Genomic DNA, 25403 nt, shown 5'->3' on the forward strand with positions numbered 1-25403 from the left:
GGCTTGTTTATCGTAGCGTTCCTTGTGCTGCCTATAGCCGCGTTTCTTGCGCTGCAAATGCTGTCTATGGCTGCCGCCAATGAGGCAGATAGTGCTGCAAAAAGCATCAAGGCCGACACAGAGTTCCAGTCAAGTTCTGGAATAGAATTATCGGAGCTGAACGACCGCCAGACAACGGACCTGGTATTGTTGGGCCAGATATGGGCTTTTTTGAAATATCATCACCCCGAAGTGGCCGGTGGGGCATATCATTGGGATTATGAGCTCTTTCGTATCATGCCCAAAGTGCTGGCTGCGACTTCGCGTGAGGACAGGAACAAGAAGATTGCGGCCTGGATAATGGGGTTGGGTGCAATAGAAAAGTGTGATCCTTGTACGCAGAAGCCGGAAAAGCCTATTTTCGCAGCTGAGCTGGCTTGGCTTTCGGACAGTGCAGTTTTGGGCGAAGAGCTATCCGTCCTTCTTATCCGGGTACATGAAAACCGATATGCCGGCAGGCAGCAGGCTTACGTCCGGTTAGCGCCCAATATTGGCAACCCCCAATTTCTGAATGAGCAACGTTATGCCGATATGTCCGACCTTGATGCAGGCTATCGGATTCTGGGCCTGCTGCGTTATTGGGGCATGATCGAATACTGGTTCCCCTATCGCGATGTGATCGGGCGGGACTGGCAAGAGGTCCTGCCACAATATCTGCCACAGATTGCGCGCGCGAAAAATGATGCTGAATACCGGCAGGTCATGATGCGGGCTATCGCTGAAGTAAATGATTCGCACGCTTTTTGGTATCATGAAAAGGATAGCACTCCGCCGGCTGGAAAATGCCAGGGGCCATTTCATCTGCGCACGATTGGCGACAGTTTTGTAGTTAGCGGTTATCGCATCGCCAACGGAGCTGAAGACAGTGTGGTACAAAAAGGCGATGTCATTGCGGCCGTTGATGGACGGCCTGTGATGGAACTGGTCAAAGAACTTATGCCATTCTACGCCGCCTCAAACCGGGCCGGAAAGTTCAGGAATATCGCGGCCCGGCTACTTGCTGGCCCCTGCGGCCCGGCATCTTTGACAGTAGATCGTTCGGGCCGCCATCTTGATATGGTGTTCGAGCGTGTGGAGCTGAAAAATCTTGCGTGGCAGCAGCGTACATTGCCGGGCGATGTGTTCCAGATGATAGGCGATGATATTGCCTATGTGACATTCAAACAGCACGGCGACAAGCAGCCAGCGTCTACTGATGCCAATGCCCAGGCTGCTTCCTTTATGGAAAAGGCTATGGACAGACAGGGCATTATCTTTGATCTGCGTACTTACCCTGGATTCCAGGTTGTCGACACCATTGCGAAATATCTCTCCCCCAAGCCTCGCCCGTTCGTGCAGTTTTCAAAGATAGACATTCAAAATCCCGGATATGCAGTGCCATTTGTCGCATTGAGTGTAGGCGGCGGACGGGATCATGCATATAAGGGGAAAGTTGTAATTCTTGTCGACGAAACGACACAAAGCGCAGCGGAATACCATGCCATGAAGCTTCAGGCTGTATCGGATGCGACCATTATGGGCGTGCCGACCGCCGGTGCAGATGGCAATATATCGCGGTTTGTCCTGCCGGGTGGTATAGTCACAGGGATTAGCGGCATTGGTGTCTATTATCCCGACTGGTCACCGACACAGAGGATTGGAATACAGCCGGATATCTTTATTGAACCGACGGTGCAGGGGATAGCGCAAGGCCGTGATGAAGTGCTGGAACGGGCAAAACAGTATATTCGAGAGCAGTGATTATGGGTGTTTTATGCATAACCAGCCAGAGAGCGCTGCAATGAAAATCATTCGTGATGACCTTACCGATCCGCAGGTTCTTGCCCTGCTGGAGGAGCATTTTTCGGGGATGCTTGAAAATTCACCGAAGGACCAGTGCCATTTTCTGGATATCGAAGGTCTGAAAAGTGACGGAGTCACTTTCTGGTCGATATGGGATGGCGATAGGCTGGCTGGAATCGGCGCGGTGCAGGAACTTGATGACCGGCATGGCGAGATCAAATCGATGCGGGTGTCGGAAGAATATCTTGGCCGTGGTGCAGGCCGCAAAATGCTGGATCACATCATTGCGGAAACCAAGGATCGAGGCTACAGCCGCTTGAGCCTGGAAACAGGTTCGGGCGAAGCATTTGCGCCTGCCATATCGCTATACAAAAGCGCGGGTTTCGATATATGCGAACCATTCGGCGATTATAAGGCCACTCAATTTAATCAATATATGTCATTGGAGTTACATACATGCCCCAGTTAATCCTTCTCCGCCATGGCCAGTCGCAATGGAACCTGGAAAACCGTTTCACCGGGTGGTGGGATGTCGATGTTACTGAAAAAGGCGTGGCCGAAGCGCGTGAGGCGGGGCGGCTCATGAAGGAAAAGGGCATTGATGCCGATCTGTGCTTTACCTCACTGCAAACGCGGGCGGTCAAGACGCTTAATCTGGCGCTGGAGGAAATGGACCGCATGTGGTTGCCGGTCGAGAAGGATTATCGGCTGAATGAACGCCATTATGGCGGGCTCACCGGCCTGAATAAACAGGAAACGCGCGACAAGCATGGCGATGAACAGGTGCATATCTGGCGCCGCAGTTTCGATACGCCGCCGCCGCCAATGGAGGCAGGCAGCGAATATGAAATGCAGGATGATCCGCGCTATGCGGGCATTACCGTGCCGAGAGCGGAAAGCCTGAAAGACACGATTGAACGTGTGCTGCCTTACTGGAACGCGCGCATCGCGCCCGAGCTTAAAAAAGGTACACGCGTGCTGATTTCCGCACATGGCAATTCACTGCGCGCGCTGGTCAAGCATCTGTCAAATATCCCTGATGATGAAATTACCAGCCTGGAAATCCCGACCGGACAGCCGATTATCTATAATCTGGACGATGATCTAGGCGAGATAGAGCGTTATTACTTGAGCGAACGCTAAGAGCGTATTACAAGGCTGTGCTTCCGGTACAGATGGGGCCAATATGACCGAAGCGACATCCGATATTGCAATTATCATGGGCAGCCAGTCCGACTGGTCGACCATGTCGGCCGCGGCTAAGATACTCGATGAGCTGGATGCCAGCTATGATGTCAGGATCGTGTCAGCACATCGTACGCCGGACCGGCTGGTGGCCTTTGCCAAGGGTGCGGTGGATGCAGGATATCAATGCGTGATCGCGGGTGCCGGCGGCGCGGCGCATCTGCCTGGCATGGTGGCGTCGATGACACGGCTCCCGGTATTTGGCGTTCCCGTGCAATCCAAGGCGCTGAGCGGCATGGACAGCCTGCTTTCCATTGTGCAGATGCCCAAGGGCGTGCCGGTGGGTACATTGGCCATTGGCGAGGCGGGTGCGGCCAATGCGGCGCTGCTAGCGGCGGCGGTGCTGGCAAATAATGATGCGGAGCTGGCTAGCCGGCTTGATGACTGGCGCGCCGCGCAGAGCGAGGCGGTAGGTGAAACACCGCAATGAGCGTTTCCGAAGTGAACAGGGCCCTGCCACCCGGCTCCGTAATCGGTATATTGGGCGGCGGGCAATTGGGCCGGATGCTGGCCGTATCGGCAACGCAGCTCGGTTATAACTGTCATATCTATGCGCCAGAGGAAAATAGCGTTGCTGCCGGAGTGGCACAGCATTTCACCTGTGCGGCCTATGACGATACAGCGGCACTGGAGGCATTTGCCAGGGCCTGCGACGTTATCACTTATGAATTTGAGAATGTGCCAGTGGAATGTGCGAAAATCGTGGCGCGCCATGTACCGCTGCGGCCCGGCTATAAAGCGCTGGAAGTTGCGCAGGACCGGGCGGAGGAAAAAGAATTTGCCCGCGCGTCAGGCGGGGTAACGGCGGATTTTGCGCTGGTGGGAAGCGAAGATGAGCTGCGGGCCGCAGCGGCAGAGATAGGTCTGCCTGCCATATTGAAAACCAACCGTTTCGGCTATGATGGCAAGGGGCAGGTGCGACTGAAATCGGCGGACGATATTGCGGCTGCATGGCATGCTGTGGCCGGACAGCCTTGCGTGCTGGAGGGCTTTGTTGATTTTGCGGCAGAATTCTCTGTCATATTGGCGCGTGCCCTGGATGGTACGATTGCCACATACGATAGCGCGGAGAATGTGCATGAAAACGGCATATTGGCGCTCTCCACTGTACCTGCAAGCGATGCGGTACTGCGGCAGATTCCAGCGGCGCGCGATATTGCCGCAAAAATTGCGCAGCGGCTGGACTATGTGGGCGTGCTGACCTGCGAATTTTTTGTGGGCACGGGTGGCCCTGTGCTCAATGAAATAGCTCCGCGTGTACATAATAGTGGGCACTGGAGCATGGAGGGTGCGGTCGCGAGCCAGTTTGAAAACCATATCCGCGGCGTGTGCGGGCTTCCATTGGGTTCCACCGCGCTGACGGGCACGCGGGCGGAAATGCGCAATATCATCGGCGATGCGGCCAATGACTGGGCAAATTACCTGGCTGACCCGGATTGCCACCTGCACCTTTACGGCAAAGGGGAACCCCGGGAAGGCCGCAAAATGGGGCATGCGACATGGGTTGCAAAGTGAACGGGCAGACCGAAATATTCCTGATCCTTGCCCGCGCCGATAACGGTGTGATTGGCCGGGACGGAGCCTTGCCATGGCATCTTCCCGCTGACCTCAAACATTTCAAGGCGCTCACCATGGGCAAGCCGATGGTGATGGGCCGCAGGACCTTTGAAAGCCTGCCTGGACTGCTGCCAGGGCGGCGGCATATCGTGCTGACGCGCGATTGCGGCTGGCAGGCGGAGGGCGCAGAGCCTGTGGCATCGTTGGAAGAGGCCATTAAATTGGCAGACGCACCGGAAATCGCAGTGATTGGTGGCGCGGAAATCTATCGCTTGTTTCTGCCTCATGCGGACCGGATCGAGCTCACCGAAGTGCATATCAACGCCGATGGTGATACGGTGATGGAGCTGTTTTGTGCGGATACATGGGAAGAAACAGCGCGTGAAACCCACGCAGCCAAGACGGCATTTCCATCCTATAGCTTCGTGACATTGCGGCATAGGTAGGACATCTAATCATAATAAAAGGGCCGCAAACAATGTTCCGTAAAATCCTGATCGTTCTCGCCATCTTGCTGCTGCTCGGTATCGGTTATGTCACCCAGATCCTGCCCGGCAAGTTTGAGGCGGAAACCAACGTGGTGACGGGTGAAAAACTGCCCGAAATCAGCGCAGAGGCAAAGGCGCTGCATGACAGCCTGTTCATCGCAGACCTGCACGGGGACACGCTGCTATGGAAACGTTCGATGCTACAGGAAGCGGATCGCGGCCATATCGACCTGCCGCGTATGCATACCGGTAATATGGCGCTGCAGGTTTTCTCTTCAGTCACGAAAACGCCCAAGGGGCAAAATTACGACAGCAACCCTTCGGATACCGACAATATCACGCTGCTCACTATGGCGCAGTTGCAGCCCATCCGTACCTGGACCTCGCTTGTGGAGCGTTCGCTATATCACGCTGAAAAACTGCAAGATGCAGTGAATGCTTCAAAAGGAGAAATGGTGTTTATCCGCACGCCTGCTGACCTTGAGGGCCTGATTGGCCGCCGTACCATCAAGGGCAAGGGCATTGGCGTGCTGTTTTCTGCTGAAGGGCTGCATAATCTGGAGGGCAGGTCAGAAAATCTGGACCGGCTTTATGATGCGGGCATGCGTATGGCCGGGATCACGCATTTTTTCGACAATGAACTGGGCGGGTCGATGCATGGCGAGGAAAAAGGCGCCCTGACACCATTTGGCCGCGAAATTATCCGCAAGATGGAGGCCAAGGGCATTATTGTCGATATCGCGCATTCGAGCCATGCCAGCGTGAAGGAAATACTGGCCATGGCGACACGGCCCGTGGTCTCCAGCCATGGCGGCGTGCAGGCGACCTGTGATGTGAACCGCAACCTGACCGATGAAGAAATCCGCGGCGTGGCGGCCACCGGGGGTGTGATCGGCATCGGTTATTGGGATGGCGCGATCTGCGACACAAGTCCCGCAGCCATTGCCGCGGCGATCAAGCATGTGCGTGACCTTGTCGGTATAGATCATGTTGCGCTGGGCAGCGATTTTGACGGCGCGGTCACCACGGGTTTCGATGTGTCGCAGGTGGCGCAGGTGACACAGGCGCTTCTTGGTGCAGGTTTTACCGCAGAGGAAATCCGCGCGGTGATGGGGGCAAATACCGTACGTGTGTTGATGCAGGGCATTGCGCCCTTGCCCTCAACGCATCTATAGCAGTTCGCATGACACGTTTGGGTAGCGGCGCACGGATTTCCGATGCGCTTCGCGGGGGCATTATCGCCCTGGGCAATTTTGACGGATTCCATGCCGGGCACCAGCAGGTGGCGGCAGAGGCGATCCGCTGGGCGCGCTCCGAAGGACGCGTAGCGATTATTGCGACATTTGACCCGCATCCGGTGCGTTTTTTCAAACCTGACGTACCGCCGTTCCGGCTGACCACGCTCGATCAGCGCGAACGGCTCTTTACGGAAGCGGGCGCAGACGCGATGCTGGTCTTCGATTTCAATGCCGAACTGGCAGGAACCACAGCGGAAGATTTTATCGACACGTTGCTGATCGACCGTTTCGGCGCTGCGGGAGTGGTGACGGGTGAAGATTTCACCTTTGGCAAGGCGCGCGGCGGCAGCGTTGCCATGCTTGCCGATTATGGCACGGCGCAGGGCCTGAAAAGCCGTGCGGTGGGCGCGGTTGCAGATAGCGGCGCGATTATTTCCTCCAGCCTGGTGCGTGATGCGCTGCGTGAGGGAGACTGCGCGGCTGTCACTAAATTGCTGACCCGCCCTTTCACGATCCAGGGGACGGTCCAGCATGGCGACAAGCGCGGCCGCACCATCGGCTATCCTACCGCGAATATCGATATGGATGCCTATCTGCGCCCGCGTTACGGCATTTACGCGGTGACGGGGCATCTGCCCGATGGCCGCGTGCTGAAAGGCGCAGCCAATCTGGGTATCCGCCCGACCTTCGATCCGCCCAAAGAGCTGCTTGAGCCGTACTTCTTCGATTTTGATGAAGACCTGTATGGCCAGGAAATCGAAGTGGCGCTGCACCATTTCCTGCGGCCGGAGGCAAAGTTTGACGACATGGATGCGCTTGTCACGCAAATGAATGCGGATTGTGCCCGCGCAAAGGAATTGCTGACATGAAATGGGTGAAAATTATCGGGCTGGTTCTGGGTCTGGCCCTGCTGGTGCTCAGCTTTATGAACGCCTCGTGGATGGCCTCGACCCCGCGCGGCAAGGCGACGGTGATTGCCGACCGCAATGTCTATCAAAGCTTCAGCCGCGAAGGATTGGGGCCGGATGACTGCACCGCCACGCGGATTGACACGCCGACCCATAAATATCTTGAAAACACGGTGGCTTCCGCGACCAAGGCGGATCAGGCCGATGCCGATATGCTGGGTTTCCATGTGGCATTGACCAAGGACGGCGAAGTCGTGCTATTCCATGACTGGACGCTTGATTGCCGCACTGATGGCAGCGGGCCGATCCGCGACAAGACGCTGGCTGAGCTGAAAGAGCTGGATATTGGCTATGGCTATAGTGCCGATGGCGGCAAGACATTCCCGTTTCGCGGGAAACATGTGGGCGCGATGCCGACCATAGAGGAAATCGCCTATCCGTTCCGGCACCGCAAGATGCTGTTCCGTCTGAAATCAAAAGATCCCAAAGAAGCCGATGCACTGATCGCTGCGCTCAAAAAAGCGGGCATTACCGATATGAAGCGCATGGCATTCATGGCACCGGCGCCGGTGGCGGCACGCCTGCGTGAATTGACACCGGAAAGCTGGGTGATTGACCCGGTGGCGGCAAAGCGGTGCACAAAGGATTATGCGCTGCAGGGCTGGTTCACCATGACACCCGAAAGCTGCCGCGGCGAAACGCTGATCGTGCCGCTTAATTACCAGTGGCTGGTCGCCGGCTGGCCGAAACGGACAATCGAGCGCATGGAGGCGGTGGACGCGAAAATCCTGCTCACTGGCCCCTATATTGATGGCAATGCGATGCAAGGGTTGACCACGCGCGAGCAGATCCGCGATGTCCCGTTCGACTTTAACGGTTACGTGATGGTGGACAATATTCAGGATATTGGCCCTGCAATGCCCTGAATCGATAAGTTGAATCGATAAATTATGGGTAATTTATGCTGCGCCGCGCAAATACGGGTCTTGCGGGCGGCGCGTAGCTGTCCTAACGCTCCCAAGCTATGACTGATACGCCTAAACCTGACGCTGATAAAAGCGCCTCCGATTACAAGGACACGGTATTCCTGCCGAAAACGTCCTTTCCGATGAAAGCTGGCCTTGCAAACAAGGAACCAGGCATATTGGCGCGTTGGGAAGAAATTGGCCTGTACGAACGGCTGCGTGAGGAGCGCAAGGGCAAGGAACAGTTTATCCTGCATGATGGGCCTCCATACGCCAATGGCAATATCCATATCGGCCACAGCCTGAACAAGATCCTGAAAGACCTGGTCGTGCGCTCGCAGAGCCTGCTTGGCAAGGACGCGCCTTATGTGCCCGGCTGGGACTGTCACGGGCTTCCGATCGAATGGAAGATCGAGGAAGCGTACCGCAAGAAAAAGCGCGACAAGGACGAAGTGCCCGCGAAGGAATTTCGCGCCGAATGCCGCGAATATGCCGATAAATGGGTGGGCGTGCAGCGCGAGGAGTTCAAGCGGCTCGGCATTATGGGGGAATGGGACAAGCCCTATCTCACCATGGATTATGACGCCGAGGCGACGATTGTGGGCGAGCTGCTGAAATTCGCCGAAGCAGGGCAACTATATCGCGGCGCGAAGCCGATCATGTGGTCGCCGGTGGAGAAGACTGCACTGGCCGAGGCCGAAGTTGAATATGAAGATATCACGAGCACGCAGATCGATGTGGCGTTTAAGATTGATAAGTGTCCGAATACCCCTGAGTTAGAAGGTGCACATGCGGTAATCTGGACGACGACGCCGTGGACGATTCCGGTGAATCAGGCGCTCGCCTATGGGGCAGATGTTGAGTATCGGCTAGTTTGGGCTAACCCAGATACATTGCCAGATGATCCTGAACTTCGGGGGTGTTTCGACGGGAAACGGTTTTTAATAGCGAGCCAGTTGGTTGGACAGTTTGGTGATCGTTTGGAAAAACTCTACGGCATCAATATTGTAATGGGCTCATCTGAAGATGTCGTCTTAGGCTCCCAACTTGCTGGAGCAATAGCCAAACATCCTATGGCGGACCGTTTCTCCAACAGTGAATTCTACACCAAACCTCGCCCGTTCCTTGACGGCTCCGACTTCGTCACGACCGAAGCGGGTACTGGCCTTGTGCATATGGCGCCCGACCATGGCGAGGACGATTTTGACCTGTGCAAGGCGAACGGCATCAATCCTGTGTTCGCTGTCGAGGGCGATGGCCAGTACCGTGAAGATTGGTCCTGGTTGCCGCGCTCTGGCTCGGTCATCAACAAGAAATTTGTTGCTCCTGATGGACCCATTTGTAGTGACCTTAAAGAAGCCGGTGCTTTGTTGTCTGCAAAGAATGATGAAAGCACCCTTCACAGCTATCCGCATAGCTGGCGCTCCAAGGCAAAGGTTATCTACCGCTGCACCCCGCAATGGTTTGTGCCGCTCGATACGCCGCTGACTGCGTCATCTGATGTTCCGCCGGTCGAGGATGCGGAAGGCGAGATGGTGCAGGGCCACGCAGAGGGCATTGCCGCGACATTGCGCGAAACCGCGCTGTCCGAAATCGACAAAACCCGTTTCGTGCCAGAGCGCGGCAAACGCCGGTTGCAGTCGATGGTAGAGGGCCGTCCCGACTGGGTATTGTCGCGTCAGCGCGCATGGGGCGTGCCGATCGCGCTTTATGTCGACCGTAAATCGGGCGAATATCTGAACGATCCGGCGGTGAACGCGCGTATTATCGAAGCGTTCAGGGCAGGGGGCGCGGATGCATGGTTCGATGCGGATCATGCCGCGCTGCTCGGTTCCGATTACAGCCTTGATGACTATGAAGTCATTACCGATATTCTTGATGTCTGGTTTGACAGCGGTTCGACGCACAGCTTTGTTCTGGAAAGTGGCAAATGGCCGAACCTGCGTTCGCCCGCCGACCTTTATCTGGAAGGCAGCGACCAGCATCGCGGCTGGTTCCAGTCATCCCTGCTCGAAAGCTGCGGTACGCGCGGAGTTGCGCCGTATAAGGCGCTGCTAACGCACGGCATGACGCTGGACAAGACGGGCAAGAAAATGTCGAAATCGCTTGGCAATACTCTTGATCCGCAGAAAATCATCAATGTGAATGGGGCGGATATCCTGCGCCTATGGGCGGCGAGCGTTGACTTTACCGAAGACCACCGCATCGGCGATGAAATCATTCGCGGTGTAAGCGATACGTACCGCAAGCTGCGCAATACATTCCGCTATATGATTGGCGGGTTGAATGATTTTGATGATAGCGAACGTGTCGCGGTTGCCGATATGCCTGAGCTGGAGCGTTATATCCTGCACCGGCTGGCCGAAGTGGATGCCGAGCTGAAGCAAAATGTGAATGATTTCGCATTCGGCCCGTATATGCGGACACTCACCGCCTTTATGCAGGAAGAACTGTCGGCATTTTTCTTCGATATCCGCAAGGACTGCCTCTATTGTGATGACCCGGCAGACATGAAACGTCGCGCGTATCGCACCGTAATGGATGTGCTGTTCCACGCGCTCACCCGCTATATCGCGCCGGTGCTGTGCTTTACTGCCGAAGAAGTGTGGCAGGCACGGTTTGAGGATGCGAACGATTCAATCCACCTGAAAGTGTGGCCTCAGGTTGATGCGGGCTGGATTGATGCGAACCTTGCCGGCAAATGGCAGACCATCCGCGAGGCACGCGAAAAGGTGACCGAGGCGATTGAGCCGCTACGGCAGGAAAAGACGATCCGCTCCAGCCTGGAGGCCGAAGTCACCTATCCATTAGCCGATTTGCCGGTTGATGCCGTTCAGTTTGCTGAAATCTGCATTGTTGCAGATGTCACGGATGGCGAATCCGTTTCCGTTACCAAAACCGCGCATGCCAAATGCGGTCGCTGCTGGCGTTTGCTGCCCGATGTGCCTGAAGACGGCGCATTGTGCGGGCGCTGCGACAGTGTGTTGAACGGGTAGCATCATGGAAACCGCCAATAACAACCGCATCTGGGGCCTTGCCATCGCGGCCTTTATTTTCGTGATGGACCAGTTCGTCAAGTTTCTGGTGACAGGTCCACTGGGCCTCAATGAACTGGGCGCAAATATGCAGCTCCTGCCGTTTTTCGACCTCACATTTGCGAAAAACTACGGTGTTTCGATGGGGCTGCTGACCGCGGATAGCGAGTGGCAGCGCTGGTTGCTGGTCGCACTGACCGGCGTAATTGCCTGTGTCGTGCTGGTGTGGATGTGGCGTGAAAAGGAACGCGGTGATATCTGGGCACTGGCACTGGTGCTTGGCGGGGCGCTGGGCAATATTGTCGATCGGGCTCGGCTCGGCTATGTGGTCGACTATGCCGATTTCCATATTGGCGATTTCCGGCCATTTCTGATATTCAACGTGGCGGATGCCGCGATTACCATCGGCGTGGTGATATTGCTTGCCCGCGTGCTGTTTATCGGCGAGAAGGATAAAGAATCTGCGGGGGCAGAAAACAAGTTGGAGAATGAAAATGCGTAAACTGGTTCTGATCGGCACAATGACCGCCATGGTGGCGAGCCTTTCGGCCTGCGGCTCTGGCGGCGGAATATTCAACCGCGACCGCCCCGATGAATTTGCAGTGTCTCGCCAGGCACCGCTCGTGATCCCGCCCGATTTTGCTATGGCACCGCCGCAGCCCGGCGCGCCGAGCGCACAGTCAAGCGATGCCAGCCAGCAAGCGCTGGAAGCGCTGTTTGGTGGGCCGCAGGCGCGTAGCACAGCCGAAGCCGCTGCCGTACGCCAGGCGGGCGAAGCTACCCCCGGTATCCGCTCATCAGTGGGTGATCCGGAGACAAATACGGTGAACAAGGGCACCGTGACCCGCGACATTATCGCCGCGCCCGAAGGCGACGGACAGAATGCGCAGTCGAGCATTCCCGAAGGTTAAGCCGGGTTAACAGAGAAAATAAAAAGCGTGCCACACGAGGCGCGCTTTTTTTATCTGCTTATCATGCGCATTTTATAAGAATAAGTTCTTCTTCGCCAATCCGTTTGGACATTTGGCCTGTGCCATCAATACTCACTGTGCTGCTGTATACTTCCGGGGTTTCCAGCTCTTGCCAGACTTCTGCGCCATCAGGATTCTCGTACATGTGACGGGTGACTGTCTCAGTGAGCGTCTCGCCATCAATGGACCATGTGCCATCTGCGCCGAATGTAGCCATGGTTCCGTCGGCTCTATATTGCCAGATATCATCTGTTTCGCAGTTGCTGGTTTTGGGCGCCCATGTGCCTGTCAGCATCATGCTGGTTATCGTAGGTTCCTCTGGTTCCGGTTTGGCGGGCTGCTCTGCAGGAGGTGTCTGAGGTCGTGTAGCAGTAGTATCATCGCCCGCTTTCTGGCCATTCAGGTACCAAAGAATGCCGCCCAAAAGCATGGCAAGGGCAAGCAGGAGGATAACCAGGTTTTTCGCCTTCATGCCCGCGCGCCGGCTTCGCTTACGCCGCTGCTATTGTGACGGAGCGCTTTCAGCACGGTTTCCACAATCGCCTCGCTGTCGAGACCTGCTTCCTTATATTGTTTGTCGGGGCTGTCCTGGTCCTGGAACTGGTCGGGCAGGCGCATGGTGCGCAGTTTCAACCCGCCATCGATAAGGCCATCGTCACTGGCCATGGTGAGCACATGCGCGCCCAGGCCGCCAATCGCGCCTTCCTCAATCGTCACGCACACGTCATGGCTGGTGAGCAGTTTGCGGATCAGTTCCTCATCCAGCGGTTTGGCAAAGCGCAGGTCGGCTACAGAGGTGCTCAGCCCCTTTGCATCCAGCTCATCCGCGGCTTTTTCAGCTTCGGCCAGCCGTGCACCCAGCGACAATATGGCCACTTTCTTGCCCTCTCGAACCATCCGCCCCTTGCCAATTTCCAGCTTTTGCGGAACATCGGGCAGAGGCACACCGGTGCCGCTGCCACGCGGATAGCGGAACGCGATCGGGCCATCATCATATTCGGCCGCGGTATAGGTCATATGCACCAGCTCGGCCTCATCCGCAGCCGCCATCACGACGAAATTGGGCAGGGTGGCAAGGTACGTGACATCAAATGATCCGGCATGGGTGGAACCATCCGCGCCGACCAGCCCGGCCCGGTCAATCGCAAAACGCACGGGCAGGTTCTGGATCGCGACGTCATGCACTACCTGGTCATAGGCGCGCTGCAGGAATGTTGAATAAATCGCTGCAAATGGCCGCATCCCCTGCGCCGCAAGGCCTGCGGCAAATGTTACGCCATGCTGTTCGGCAATGCCGACATCGAAAGACCGTTCAGGGTGCGCTTTGGCAAATCTGTCAACGCCGGTACCCGATGGCATGGCGGCTGTGATAGCGCAGATACGCGGGTCACTCTCGGCCAGTTTGGCGAGCGTATCGCCGAACACATTTTGGTAAGCGGGCGGTCCGCCACCTGGTCCCTTGTCCTGTTTTCCGGTGACGACATCAAATTTGGCAACGCCATGATATTTGTCAGCTGATTCTTCGGCAAAGCTATAGCCCTTGCCCTTTTCGGTGACGACATGGATCAGGATCGGACCATCTTCGGCATCGCGTACATTTTCCAGCACGGGGATAAGATGGTCGAGATTATGACCATCAATCGGGCCGACATAATAGAAACCAAGCTCTTCGAACAATGTGCCGCCTGTGGCCATACCGCGCGCATATTCTTCTGCTTTTTCGGCGACATTGTGGACACGGCGTGACAGTTTGCCCGCCACCTTGCTGGCGAGGCTGCGCAGTCCCAGATATTCCGAAGAGGATACAGCGCGCGCCAGATAGGCGGAAAGTCCGCCGACAGGCGGCGCGATCGACATGTCATTATCGTTGAGGATGACGATCAGGCGGTTGCCGGCCTGCTCGGCATTGTTCATCGCTTCATAGGCCATACCTGCGCTCATCGCCCCATCACCGATTACCGCAATGCCTTTGCCTGGCTTGCCATTCAGCTTGTTGGCGATCGCAAAGCCAAGTGCGGCGGAAATGGAAGTTGAACTGTGCGCGGCGCCGAACGGGTCATATTCGCTCTCGCTGCGTTTGGTGAAGCCCGATAGTCCGCCGCCCTTGCGCAAGGTACGAATACGGTCGCGGCGTCCGGTCAGGATTTTGTGTGGATAGCATTGATGCCCCACATCAAAGACCAGCTTGTCTTCGGGGGTGTTGAATACGTAATGTATTGCGGTGGTCAGCTCGACCACACCCAGCCCGGACCCCAGATGCCCACCCGTGGTACCCACCGCGCTGATGACTTCGGCGCGCAACTCATCGGCCACTTGCCGCAATTGTTCCGGCTTCAGTTTACGCAGATCATGGGGGAAGTTAACCGTATCCAGCAACGGGGTTTCAGGATTCGGGGTGGGAGCGTCTGTCATATATTCTTTCCTCAGCTACGCGCCACTTTAGGGGCAAAAATGCGTGCTGTCGATTGTAATGGCAGAATTATGAACGGCGGTAGAACGAGCTATATGAGCGATGAAATGAATATGCGTGGTTATCAATCACACTCGCCGCATTTGCCGCGGACTTCTATAACCGGGCGGACATCACCGAAACCGGCTTTTTGTGCGGCATTGCGAACACTGCCGGAGAGAGCATCATCGTCCAGATGTGTGGCGCTGCCACATTCATCACAAAGCAGGAAAATGCAGTCATGCAGGCACCCAGGGTGTGAATTGGCGATATAGGCATTGGCGCTCTCGACGCGGCGAGCCAGATTGGTTTTCACGAACAGGTCGAGAATCCGGTAGACGCTGTTGGGCGCGACGCGCTTGCCGCGTAGCTCGCTTACGCGTTCGGCTATATCATAGGCAGAAGCCGGCTTTTTCACCTCGGCCAGCGCATCGAAAATGGTCGAACGCATATCAGTCCACTGCTCGCCCGCCTGTTCCAGTGTGGATTTCGCCGCGCTCGTCAGGTCGTCGCCCGCATGTTCATGATGATGATGTGCTGCCATGGACTCTATTTAGTGCATGGGACGGAGGAGCGCAAGATTAACCCCGTATCGGCTTTGCAGTATATAGCTTTGGAAACACCCGTTTCAAATTTGCCACCTTCGGCTTGTCCCAGCGCAGAATATAGCCATGGCGGGGGTTTTTGAACATAAAGTCCTGATGATATTCTTCCGCCTTATAGAATTTCTTATAGCCTTCGATTTTTGTCACTATGGGCTGCGACCAGATTTTCGCTTTACCCAGCTGGGTGATGTATGCGCGGGCCACGCGCAGCTGTTCATTATTCATTGGTACAATGGCACCCCGGTATTGGCTGCCACGATCCGGCCCCTGGCGGTTGAGCTGTGTCGGGTCCGTGGTGACAGAGAAAAACACCTGCAATAGCTGATCATAGCGCACGACCTTTGGATCATAGACCACGCGCACTGCTTCGGCATGACCAGTGTCGCCGTAATTGGTGCGGCGATAGGTGGCAGTGGATGCGCCACCGCCATGATAGCCCGATACCGCGCTTTTGACGCCACGCACATGGCTGAACACGCCTTCGACGCCCCAGAAACAGCCACCTGCGAAAATCGCGACTTGCAATTTGGCGGGTTCTTTTGCCGTAATTCGCGGTGCGGGGAGGATCTTCGCTTCTTCTGCGATGATCGCGGCAGCCGGTGACAGCGACATGATACCTGCTGCTCCCGCTATGGCAAGACTGAGCGCTGCGATGGGGAGTATGCCGCGCATATCAGCCCGGCGCCTGGATATGCGCCGCCACGCTGGTCAGTTTCTGGGAGATTTCGGCACGTGCGTCAGGTGCCTGTAATGCGAACAGCGCGGCTGTTCCTAGCGCAAAACCGCCAACAAAAAGGGCGAAAACTTCTGATTTTAAAAAATTTATCATCATCATGTCTTTCTTAGGCTGTGCTCTCTATTCGCACCAACGCATGAAACGGTTACATGGGTGCGGCATTTATTTGCCCCTGTAGAGCGCTGCTATGGCATCAAAATAATGGATAAACTGTGAATAGGCGCACAGGTACGCGTTCAGCTTCTAACCTTATGGCGCGATAAACTGCGCCTGCATAAGCCCGCGAAGTGAATTGCCGATATAAAAGCCTTGCTCCAGATCGGCGGAGGTCAAAGCGGCTTCGCACGCTGTGCCGTTTTCCAGCATTTCGCGCCGTAATATGCCGGGCAAAAGGCCGAGTTCGAGCGGCGGTGTGCGATATCCCGCCTTCGCATCTCCCACGAAAATATGGGTGAAGCTGCCTTCGGTCAGGCGGCCTTTGGCATCGGTAAATATCACTTCGTCTGTGCCATGCTGGGCTTGCGCGGTTCGGCGTGCGTTATCATAAAAATCCCGGTCACTGGTTTTGTGCCGCAATCGGAAATCGTCGCTTTCCACCGGCAGTGGTGCGATGAAAACTTTCATCGGCCCCTTCGCCATTTTCGGCATGGGCTGCATTTCAATGGCAACCGCTCCGGCTTTGCCTAACATCAAACGGACTTTGACGGCGTGTTCAATATGAAAACAGGCGGCCTGTATCTGGTTGCGTGCGGCATGCCGGTCAAATTCAAACCCCAGCACCGCCGCGCTTGCCTTGATGCGTTCCAGATGCATTTCAAGGCGGAGGATACCGCTGGCCGGGTCGAAAGCCATGGTTTCTATCAGGTCAAACTTGCGCATGCTGCCTGTCAAAAACGCTCCTTTCAGCGCGCATTCGCGCCACTCCGATACCGGATCACTATCCGCGACTATAGCAGAACCCAGCCCCATAGTGGCGGTTTTTGTGGGCGTGTCCAGACGCAGTGTACGGATGGCGACATTAAATGCAGCATCACCATCCGCATCAATCCGCCCCATTGACCCGCAATAGGGACCGCGCGGACTTCGCTCTAGGCCAGCGAGTGTTTCCATGGCCCGAATTTTGGGCGCGCCGGTGATTGACCCGCATGGATAAATCGCGCGCAATATATCGGCAGGTGTCTTATCCTTTGCCAGTCTGGCTTTTACGGTAGAGGTCATCTGATGCACCGTGGGATAGCTTTCGATTGCAAAAAGATGTGGCACATGCACACTGCCTGTTTCGGCCACGCGTGAAATGTCATTGCGCAGCAGGTCGACAATCATCAGGTTCTCTGCCCGGTCCTTTTCATTGGCCTGCAAAGCTTTGACCGCCTTGTCATCTTCAGCAGGATTGGCATGGCGCTGGACCGTCCCTTTCATCGGGCGTGCGGTGATTTCACCTCTGTAAGCAGTGAAAAACAGCTCAGGAGAGAAGCTGAGCAGCCAGTCAGTCCCGTCATATATCATCCCGCCATATCCAGCACCTGCGCTGGCACGATAGGCTGCATAAATTGCAAACGGATCACCCGCATATTGCCCCGCCAGCTTATAGGTCAGGTTCGCCTGATAGATATCGCCTGCACGGATGGCGCGCTGCACCTCGGCATAGGCTGCATGATAGGCGGGGAAACTGATATCGGGCGCGGCATTATAAACCGCGCCTTCGCCGCTTTTTCGCTCGGCCAGCCATGCAGGAATATCGTGCGGTACAAGAGGGCGATAGCTTTCAAAAAAGGCGAACCAGCAAAGTGCTTTACTATTCGCGGGCAGTAAAGGCTCCAGGCGCTGCTCGAGTGCATAACCGGCTTCATAGCTGAAATAACCAGCCGCATGCAGCCCAGCCGCCTGTGCCCTATCCAGCTCTTTTAGCGCCGAGTGCAGTTCTGCCGAGTCATGGGCGGTGATGATACGAACCGGATTTTCATATAGCCGCGCATCCGATGCATCTTGCGCACGCGCATCGTCAAGCAACACAAAGGGGGTAATGGCAGTGGCTTTTTTCGCGGGCATTACCCCGCTTATAAACGCTTAGACAGGCTCCGCAAGCGAAGCCGCACCACCGCGCAGCGCATATTCCTGCGTGCCTTTGTGATAAACTTTATCCTGCGGCAGGACCGCGCAGTTGGCAAAGGTAAAGCCCGGGTCGAGCGATTCGTACAGATCGTTGAAATCACGGTCGACTGTCATCGCGAACAGCTCTTTAAAACTGTCGATCACGAAATAAGTCGGCTGCAGGTCGGAAATCACATAATCGGTACGCACCACCCGGTCGACATCCAGGTGGATACGATTGGGCGATTTGGCTTCCACGGCGAAAACAGCTTCAGTCGGGCCGGACAATATACCTGCACCATAGGACTTGATGCCATCGGCTTCGTTGATCAGGCCGAACTCGACTGTGTACCAGTACAGTGCACTAAGCGCTTTCAGGCGATTATATTTAAGCGCTTTCCATCCTGCACGGCCATAGGCTTCCATATAGTCAGCAAATACCGGGTCGGTGAGCAACGGCACATGGCCGAACACGTCGTGGAACACATCGGGTTCCTGAATATAATCGAATGTCTCGCGGGTGCGGATAAAGTTTCCGGCAGGAAACCGGCGATTGGCAAGATGCCAGAAAAATACATGATCGGGGATCAACATTGGCACGGGCACAACTTCCCAACCGGTAATGGCAGAAAGCTCTTCGCTCATTTCCTGAAAATCAGGTACGCCACCCCGGCCAAGGTCAAGCCGTTTCAGGCCATCCAGAAAAGCGGTCGCAGCGCGGCCGGGCAGGATATCCATCTGCCGTTTGAAAAGATCGTCCCAGATATGGTGATCTTCGGCCGTATAAACGCGTTGCTTTGGTTCCAGCCAGTCGAGCCCGACATGATCCGGCTTGGCAAGGGGTGCGGTAAAGGTATCAGTCGGAAGTTCGGGGATGGCTTCAAAAGCTGTTGTATTTTTCTGTATCAATGTCTGTTCCATACCGCGGTTATAACAGGGATAAGTTGAAATATCTTGCCTTATCCTTGCTATATACAAGGTGATTAAGGTATATTTTACCTCCAATGATACTATTTAGGAAAGTATTACCCGTTATGTCGATTTCAGAGGAAGATTCTAAAATACTGCGCGTGTTGCAGGAAGAAGGGCGCATTTCCAACGCTGACCTGTCTGCACGCGTAGGTATGTCTGCCAGCCCTTGCTGGCGGCGTGTTCGCAAACTGGAACAGGAAGGCGTCATCCGCAACTATGCTGCCCGGCTTGACCGGCGCGCACTTGGATTGGACGTCTATGCCTATATCAGTGTGCAGATTGAGGATCATAGCGAGGATATAACGGCGCGGTTCGAAAAGGCAGCCCTGTCTATTCCCGAAATCATCGCCTGTCACCAGGTAACGGGCAGTGCTGACTATATGCTGGTGGTGGCGAGCAGCGATCTCGACAGCTTTGCACAGCTTGCCAATAATAAACTGCGGCGGTTGCCGGGTATCAAATCGATCAATTCCAGCTTCGTTCTGAACGATGCCAAGCCATATGCCGGATTGCCAGTTTAACAGCCGCCTAAACCAGATAAGCGAGCGTCAGAAATGTGATCAAGCCTATGCTGGACGCGAAGATGGTTTTCCTGCGATAGGCCCTGGACAAGAGCCCGACAGCCAACCCGCCTATCACCACGCAGAACAGCGCGATACCGGCAAATATCTGAAACAGCTTGAACGCGGCTGGACCATGACCCTTATGCAGTTCCATCATGCTGTAATACAGGCCTGGCCTGTTATGCGTCGCATGCCACCCATCAGGTGTCTTTGCAAACCGGACGAAATTTTGTGAGGTGGGGCGCGTTGTGATCCGGTCTTCAGTAACGCGCAGGCTTTCAAAATCCGAATCTATATCCAGGTCATCCAGAATCAGGCGGATATCCTGTTCGATTGATGGACTGCCAGGATCAATCGCCCGATCCGCTGGAAGCGTGAGCGGTGTTTCAATAATTTCCGGTTCAATTTTAGCGAGATCAAGCGTGCCGGTAACCGCCACCATGATGAATGACGGCGCCAGAAGCGCCGCCAGGAAAAGATGGACAAGCACCAGCGTATTGCGGGCTTTGACTTGGTTGACTGCCATTAATAGCCGCTTTCTGTTTCAGAAGGTTTGGCGGTTTTGGTGATACCGGGCTTCGTGGCACCGCGGATAAGCGACTGTGCTTCGGCAATGGCTCTTTTCTCTTTCAGTTCACCTTTGGAAATTTCGGTGCCCATTTCCAAAAGCCGCCCGCTGATCACTGTTCCCGTGGCGGCCTCTTCTTCAACGGTGACGCCTTTATACCTGCCGATAGCTGCGTCCCATTCAGCCCGAACCGCGGCCCAGTAACTCTGTGTCTTACTCCAATAGTCGTCTGCGGCGCTAACAGGGTATCCATCAAATTTTCTATAGGTGTTCAGCACCGTTTCCTGGACGAATGGGACCAGTTTTCCGTCTACAAGGCCCATCTTGGTATTGTCCTGCCAATGGATCCATCCGCCCGGCATTGGTTGGTGCCGGTTAATGGCATTATAGCGGTCATAAACGGGGTTTCGCACGGCATCACGGCGGGCGAGTGGGCGCAGCGTCCAGTTGGAACGCCAGGTACGGATGCCGTTGACGGTTCTCCACTGCCCCCAGCCTGCATAGCGCGGACTGTCATCAACCTGATAGACGGTCTGTGACCAACGGCCTTTGCGCATCCGCTCGGGAACATCCTGAAGCACCCATTTGCCGGGCCCTGCGTAGGCGAGTATCTGTGCAGGCTCATATTCCCAGTCCTGCCGCCAGTGTTTGACGATGAATGGAGAATCATCGGAACCTACAACGAGCAAGTGCTGCAGCACGATTTTGCGGCCTGTATCTTCGATGATGCGCACACTTTCATGCCCGCCGGAAATCTTCGCCTTGATGGGTGTATAATCATCGCGCCAGGCAGTCGTTTCCTTCATATCGAAAGTCACTTTGTAATTGCCCGCCATCGCCAATATGTCGGCACGATCGGCGGTAAAGCTGGCCTGTTCCTGTTCAGCTGTGCGCTGTTTTACAGGGCCGTCCGCCAGTGCGGGCGTTGTGATAAGCGCTAATGCCAGCATGGCAGCGCCGAGTTTCGAATGTGCTTTGATAAACATGGTGTTTCTCCCCAAATATTAAAATGTTGCGCTGAGCGAGACGCTGAAATTGCGGCCAGGCTGCGTGAATGCGTCAGTTATGATGGATGTTTCGGCCAATCCGCGGACACTGCTCCAAAATGCGTACTTCCTGTCGGTGATGTTGAAGAGTCCTGCGCGGAGCTTGAAATTATCAGTTATGCGGGCAAACGCGGTTGCATCCAGGATCACGGATTCTTTCGGACGGAAGCATGCGGCGCTGCACACACCAACCGTTTCATTTGCTTCCTTCCGCGCGTTGTAGCTGACGATAAATTCACCGCCAAAAGCGCCGTCCGGATCGCGGTACCCAAGGCCGAATATGGCATTGAGCGGGTCTATGCTTGAAAGTGGCCGGTCCGCTTGCCCGGGTTGCTCTGTCTTGCCATCGGCAAAGGCCAGGGCGAAACGTGTCCGAAAACCGTTATCAGCCTGGTAACTTGCTTTGGCCTCAAAACCCTGAACAGCGACACTGGTAATGTTGACAAACTGGAAAATCGCCGGGTCACCAGGGCGAAAGGAACCGCCAATCTGTTCCTGGCTGATAAAGTCGTCGTAATCCGCGTGGAAACCGGTCAGGGCCAGGCTGACGCCATCTTCATTATAACGGACACCCGCCTCGAAACTTTCACTGGTTTCGGGGGTAAGGTCCGGATTGGGTTCTGACGTGTAACCAAAGGCCAGGTTCTCGAAAAAATTATTGACCTGGCTGGGCGTCGGTGCTCGAAAACCGCGCGCATAATTGCCGAACAGGCGGACACCGCCGCCCAGATTGGCGACAGCACCGATTTTCGGGGACAGTTTGGAGCCATCCTGCCCGCCAGGTGTGAATGTCGGCAATAGTGGATTACCGGTTGGATCCAGGTCATAAAAATCGTAGCGCAGAGCCGGATAAAGTGTAAAGGCACCGTCCGCGAACTCGATTGCATCGCCAATAAATATACCGCCGAGTGTGTAATCTGTGACTGGGAAGGCACGTGTGGGGAACACTTCACCAAAGGGGGGAACAACGCCGTCGCGCAGCCCTTCCTGCCGGGTCCAGCTGACATCGCCACCGAATGTCAGCGTGTGCTTGATGGAGCCGGTACGGAAGCTGGAACGGAAATCGGCAATACCGCCATAGACCCGGTTATCAAATGTATTGAGCCGTTCCCTGTCAGGGCGTGGGCGCGTGCCGGTGGGAGAGCGATCCTCATCGGCAAACTGCCGGTCTTCGCTGTCCTGCCAATAGGCGGCAATATGGGCATAGTCGATAACACCGCTGCTTTCCTCGCCCACATCATAGGTCCAGTCGAGCGAAACGCGGGTGCGTTTTGTTTCATCATTGGTGGTCAGGCTGTCGACGATCCAGCTTGGCGTAGGGCCGAACAGGAAAACAGGGCCGCGCCCGGACAGGACATCTGAAAATACTTCCCGGTCCAGATATTCGCCGGTCAGGCGGACACGGTGGCTATCATTGGACCAGACCAGCTTGCCCAGGAACGCATCGGATTCGCCATCCTGTGGATTGGGCGTTGTACGTGAGGAGTCTTCTGTGTCGACGGTTCCCTTGTTATCCAGTTCCTCAAAGTCGCGGCGGGAATAGGCCAGCATGGCGGAAAATTCGCCAAACTGCGCAGCCAGTGCTGTGGATTCTGCAAATTCATTGTCTGCAGAGCTGTACAATGCGCGAGCAAAACCGCCAAAGCTGTTCCCTTCATCAATAAAATCGACAGGGTCGGCTGTGATGAAGCTGACCGCGCCCGACAGGCCATCGCTGCCGTAAAGCGCTGATGCAGGACCGCGCAGGATTTCGACTGACTTGATAAGACCCACATCGGTGGCATTGCCGCGCCCCACGCTTTGCGCGCCAAAGCTGAACCCCTGCGGAGACCGGATGCCGTCCACCTGGATCAGCGCACGATTACCGCCAATGCCGCGAATGTTGAAATCTTCATTTCCTGCACGACCCGTACTGCCAAGCGCCGCACCAAAGCGGGCAGGCTGACGGCGGACCGTGACGCCCGGTTCAAAGCGGACAAGGTCTTTCACATCGGTTGCCAGTTCGTCGGCAATCTGTTCGGAATCTATAACCGTGACAGTGGCAGGCGCATTTTCCACTTCATCGGGAATCCGTGTTGCCGTGACCGTTATGACCGGCCCCGCATCAGCTGCCAGACTGTCTGAATCGTCGAACTCGGTAGCTACTGCACTGCCAGCCCAAAAAGGCGTCGCAGCGCATAGCGCCAATACGCTCACAGCTCTATATCTGTTCATTTCCGTCCTTTGCTAATGAGTATGATTCTCAATAGCATCTACATACAGGGATGATATATGGGCGCAAGAGGAATTTTCGTTTATGTGCAAAATTGTGTGGGAATGTCCGCCGACAGCGCATGAGTACGCTATGGACAAGCCTCAGCTAACGGGTTTTGCCCTCAATCAGCGTGCGCTTTGCGATGAGCGCATCACACAGGTAGCGCATGAGCGTCTTGATACGTGGTGTGTCTTTCAGGTCCGGGTGGGTGAGCACCCATAGGTGCTGGCCTGTCACGGTCTTTGCACCGGGCAGCCGCATCAGGTCAGGTTCGGTGTCGGCCATATAGCACGCCGTACGCGCCATACCCTGGCCTGCCAGCAACGCTTTGTGCCGCATGGTCAGGTCGCTCATGGCATATAGTATCGGTGCATCGGAAAATGGTGATGTTTTTTTCCATTCGTCCTGGCTCCAGTTATGCGCGGTTGCCAGCCAGCGGCGTTTTTCAGGCGGCGTGTCATCCAGATAGCCACGCTTGCAATAATGGCTGAGCGCATAAGGGAACAGGCGCCGCCCCACCAGATGATCGGATGGTTTATCTGTGCCGCGTATCACCATATCGGCTTCTGACCGGTCCAGATTGGCAAACCCGTATGAAGAGATGATGGTAAGGTCAATATCAGGGTAAAGCTTGCCGAACTCCCCTATATCTTCGAACAGCAGGAACTGGCCAATGGCTTCGGGCAGCGATAGCGTGATCGGCCCTTTGTCGGCGGAACCTGCGGCGCGTTGTTGCCGCTCAGCCCGCTGGGCAATTTCTTCCATGTCTTCGGCTGCGCTGACCATTTTTGCGCCGGTTTCAGTGGGACGATAGCCGCCGGCAACCTGTTCGAACAAAATACCTGCAGAGCCGGCCTGCAATGTAGCGAGGCGGCGGGAGACCGTACTGTGGTTGACGCCTAGAAGCCTGGCAGCGCTTCGCAAGCTGCCGCTGCGATGCAGCGCGAGTATAAGGCGGTAATTATCCCAATCATCCATTGGTGCATTTTTACACCACTAGATCCATAAGTAAATCCATTCATGTCCTAATTTCTGGGATATATGGTGCTAGTACGCAACTTAAACAATCATATGAGGTCCCATGCTTCCATTCCCCCGCGAAATCATTTCTTTCCCCATTCTGGCAGGCGTATCTCTGCTGGCCACGGCCTGTAGCGCAAATCCGGCCGCGCAAGCGAGTGACAAAACTGAAGTCGCTTCATCAAATGAATCCAGTGTGCTGCAACTGAAATTCCGAAAAGGGCAGGTCCTGTCCTTTGTGGCACCTGAAGCGCGTGAAGACGGCGACGCTGCCCGCGAAGCTTATTACAGCAAGGCTTTCCCCATAGCTGAAAAACTGGGTTTCAGCCGCAAAGCAGTGTTACGGGTGCAGGACAAGATTATCAGCGATTACGACCCGAGCGGATTCATACTCTATTCCTGGCCTGATGCAGGTGCATTGGCAGCATTTGAGGCGGATTCCGCATGGCCTGCCATCAAGGCTTCGCGTCCCGATGCCTGGTCGGAGCTTAAAATATATACGGACGAGCTGGAGGAAGACCTGACACTCAGTTTTGATCCGGCCAAGACATATACGGTTGTTGTGGCCTGGCTGAATCCGGGCAAGGAAGCGGATTATGCGCGGTACCTGGATGGCATTACTGAAGCAGTCAATGCTGCAGGTGGGCGGTTTATCTACAAGATGAAAGACCCTGTTTTTGAAAGCCATGCGTCATCGCCTGCCGCGCCGCAGCAACTGACCTTTGTCGAATGGGATAATGTTGAGGGTTTTTCGAAGGTCCGGCAGAGCGACGCATATAAGCAGAATCAGCAATATTTCGCGAGTGGTGTCGATCATGTCGAGTTCTACCGGCTTGCCCTGCCTGAGGAAAAATAGCGCTACCGAAAAAAC

25 protein-coding genes are annotated in these 25403 nt (G+C 55.4%); 14 read left to right on the plus strand and 11 right to left on the minus strand.

Annotated elements, in window-relative coordinates; translation table 11 throughout:
* Positions 1–66 precede the first annotated feature (66 nt).
* The 12 genes from G6Q15_RS03200 to G6Q15_RS03255 all read left to right on the plus strand — a co-directional run bounded on the left by G6Q15_RS03200 (position 67) and on the right by G6Q15_RS03255 (position 12168).
* On the plus strand, positions 67–1779 hold the full coding sequence (locus G6Q15_RS03200) for a S41 family peptidase (protein ID WP_205518069.1): 1713 nt from the start codon (positions 67–69) through the stop codon (positions 1777–1779).
* Positions 1780–1819: 40 nt separating this feature from the next.
* Entirely contained in the window at positions 1820–2290 is a 471-nt protein-coding gene (locus G6Q15_RS03205; protein ID WP_164115575.1) for a GNAT family N-acetyltransferase, read from the plus strand.
* Positions 2278–2964 carry a 2,3-diphosphoglycerate-dependent phosphoglycerate mutase gene (gene gpmA, locus G6Q15_RS03210; protein ID WP_164115578.1) on the plus strand — a complete coding sequence of 229 codons (687 nt, stop codon included), beginning with the start codon at positions 2278–2280 and terminating at the stop codon, positions 2962–2964. The genes G6Q15_RS03205 and gpmA overlap by 13 nt, the downstream gene beginning before the upstream one ends.
* A gap of 43 nt (positions 2965–3007) precedes the next feature.
* Entirely contained in the window at positions 3008–3496 is a 489-nt protein-coding gene (gene purE, locus G6Q15_RS03215) for a 5-(carboxyamino)imidazole ribonucleotide mutase (RefSeq protein WP_164115580.1), read from the plus strand.
* Positions 3493–4581: a 5-(carboxyamino)imidazole ribonucleotide synthase gene (locus G6Q15_RS03220; RefSeq protein ID WP_164115582.1), complete on the plus strand. Its 1089-nt coding sequence runs from the start codon at positions 3493–3495 to the stop codon at positions 4579–4581. Before purE ends, G6Q15_RS03220 begins: the two co-directional genes overlap by 4 nt.
* Positions 4566–5069: a dihydrofolate reductase gene (locus G6Q15_RS03225; RefSeq protein WP_164115584.1), complete on the plus strand. Its 504-nt coding sequence runs from the start codon at positions 4566–4568 to the stop codon at positions 5067–5069. Before G6Q15_RS03220 ends, G6Q15_RS03225 begins: the two co-directional genes overlap by 16 nt.
* A gap of 32 nt (positions 5070–5101) precedes the next feature.
* The gene (locus tag G6Q15_RS03230) at positions 5102–6286 is read left to right on the plus strand and encodes a dipeptidase (protein WP_164115587.1); all 1185 of its coding nucleotides are present in this window, start codon (positions 5102–5104) and stop codon (positions 6284–6286) included.
* 8 nt (positions 6287–6294) lie between these two features.
* On the plus strand, positions 6295–7218 hold the full coding sequence (locus tag G6Q15_RS03235) for a bifunctional riboflavin kinase/FAD synthetase (protein ID WP_164115589.1): 924 nt from the start codon (positions 6295–6297) through the stop codon (positions 7216–7218).
* On the plus strand, positions 7215–8183 hold the full coding sequence (locus tag G6Q15_RS03240) for a glycerophosphodiester phosphodiesterase family protein (protein WP_164115591.1): 969 nt from the start codon (positions 7215–7217) through the stop codon (positions 8181–8183). The genes G6Q15_RS03235 and G6Q15_RS03240 overlap by 4 nt, the downstream gene beginning before the upstream one ends.
* A 98-nt stretch (positions 8184–8281) precedes the next feature.
* Positions 8282–11218, plus strand: a complete 2937-nt coding sequence (ileS, locus tag G6Q15_RS03245) for an isoleucine--tRNA ligase (protein WP_164115593.1) — start codon at positions 8282–8284, stop codon at positions 11216–11218.
* A 4-nt stretch (positions 11219–11222) separates the two neighbouring features.
* Complete coding sequence (gene lspA, locus G6Q15_RS03250) at positions 11223–11759, plus strand: signal peptidase II (RefSeq protein ID WP_164115595.1); 537 nt, start codon at positions 11223–11225, stop codon at positions 11757–11759.
* Positions 11752–12168 carry a DUF3035 domain-containing protein gene (locus G6Q15_RS03255; RefSeq protein WP_164115598.1) on the plus strand — a complete coding sequence of 139 codons (417 nt, stop codon included), beginning with the start codon at positions 11752–11754 and terminating at the stop codon, positions 12166–12168. The genes lspA and G6Q15_RS03255 overlap by 8 nt, the downstream gene beginning before the upstream one ends.
* 61 nt (positions 12169–12229) lie before the next feature.
* Here G6Q15_RS03255 and G6Q15_RS03260 read toward each other — a convergent pair whose 3' ends face one another.
* The 7 genes from G6Q15_RS03260 to phhA all read right to left on the minus strand — a co-directional run bounded on the left by G6Q15_RS03260 (position 12230) and on the right by phhA (position 19018).
* A complete protein-coding gene (locus G6Q15_RS03260) occupies positions 12230–12700 on the minus strand; it encodes a hypothetical protein (protein WP_164115600.1) in 471 nt (156 codons plus the stop codon).
* Positions 12697–14640 carry a 1-deoxy-D-xylulose-5-phosphate synthase gene (gene dxs / locus G6Q15_RS03265; protein WP_164115602.1) on the minus strand — a complete coding sequence of 648 codons (1944 nt, stop codon included), beginning with the start codon at positions 14638–14640 and terminating at the stop codon, positions 12697–12699. The genes G6Q15_RS03260 and dxs overlap by 4 nt, the downstream gene beginning before the upstream one ends.
* A gap of 122 nt (positions 14641–14762) precedes the next feature.
* Entirely contained in the window at positions 14763–15221 is a 459-nt protein-coding gene (locus tag G6Q15_RS03270) for a transcriptional repressor (RefSeq protein ID WP_164115604.1), read from the minus strand.
* 37 nt (positions 15222–15258) lie between these two features.
* A complete protein-coding gene (msrA, locus tag G6Q15_RS03275) occupies positions 15259–15954 on the minus strand; it encodes a peptide-methionine (S)-S-oxide reductase MsrA (protein WP_240330722.1) in 696 nt (231 codons plus the stop codon).
* A 1-nt stretch (position 15955) separates the two neighbouring features.
* Entirely contained in the window at positions 15956–16117 is a 162-nt protein-coding gene (locus tag G6Q15_RS03280; RefSeq protein ID WP_164115606.1) for a hypothetical protein, read from the minus strand.
* A 150-nt stretch (positions 16118–16267) separates the two neighbouring features.
* Positions 16268–18067, minus strand: coding sequence for an aminodeoxychorismate synthase component I (pabB, locus tag G6Q15_RS03285; RefSeq protein WP_164115608.1), 1800 nt, complete (start codon positions 18065–18067; stop codon positions 16268–16270).
* Positions 18068–18085: 18 nt separating this feature from the next.
* A complete protein-coding gene (gene phhA, locus G6Q15_RS03290; protein ID WP_240330723.1) occupies positions 18086–19018 on the minus strand; it encodes a phenylalanine 4-monooxygenase in 933 nt (310 codons plus the stop codon).
* Positions 19019–19143: 125 nt separating this feature from the next.
* On the opposite strand from phhA, the gene G6Q15_RS03295 reads away from it, so the two are divergent.
* Entirely contained in the window at positions 19144–19602 is a 459-nt protein-coding gene (locus G6Q15_RS03295) for an Lrp/AsnC family transcriptional regulator (protein ID WP_164115612.1), read from the plus strand.
* 7 nt (positions 19603–19609) lie between these two features.
* On the opposite strand, the gene G6Q15_RS03300 is transcribed toward G6Q15_RS03295, so the two are convergent.
* From G6Q15_RS03300 to G6Q15_RS03315, 4 genes are all read right to left on the minus strand, one after another.
* Positions 19610–20170, minus strand: a complete 561-nt coding sequence (locus G6Q15_RS03300; protein ID WP_164115614.1) for a hypothetical protein — start codon at positions 20168–20170, stop codon at positions 19610–19612.
* A complete protein-coding gene (locus G6Q15_RS03305) occupies positions 20170–21198 on the minus strand; it encodes a DUF6607 family protein (protein WP_164115616.1) in 1029 nt (342 codons plus the stop codon). The genes G6Q15_RS03300 and G6Q15_RS03305 overlap by 1 nt, the downstream gene beginning before the upstream one ends.
* Before the next feature lie 18 nt (positions 21199–21216).
* A complete protein-coding gene (locus tag G6Q15_RS03310) occupies positions 21217–23472 on the minus strand; it encodes a TonB-dependent hemoglobin/transferrin/lactoferrin family receptor (protein WP_164115617.1) in 2256 nt (751 codons plus the stop codon).
* A gap of 145 nt (positions 23473–23617) precedes the next feature.
* Entirely contained in the window at positions 23618–24490 is an 873-nt protein-coding gene (locus tag G6Q15_RS03315) for a LysR family transcriptional regulator (protein WP_164115620.1), read from the minus strand.
* Positions 24491–24593: 103 nt separating this feature from the next.
* On the opposite strand from G6Q15_RS03315, the gene G6Q15_RS03320 reads away from it, so the two are divergent.
* The gene (locus G6Q15_RS03320) at positions 24594–25388 is read left to right on the plus strand and encodes a hypothetical protein (RefSeq protein WP_164115622.1); all 795 of its coding nucleotides are present in this window, start codon (positions 24594–24596) and stop codon (positions 25386–25388) included.
* Positions 25389–25403 lie beyond the last annotated feature (15 nt).

Origin of the sequence: Sphingorhabdus sp. Alg239-R122 (genome assembly GCF_900537065.1) — a bacterium.
In the GTDB taxonomy this organism is placed as follows: Bacteria; Pseudomonadota; Alphaproteobacteria; order Sphingomonadales; family Sphingomonadaceae; genus Alg239-R122.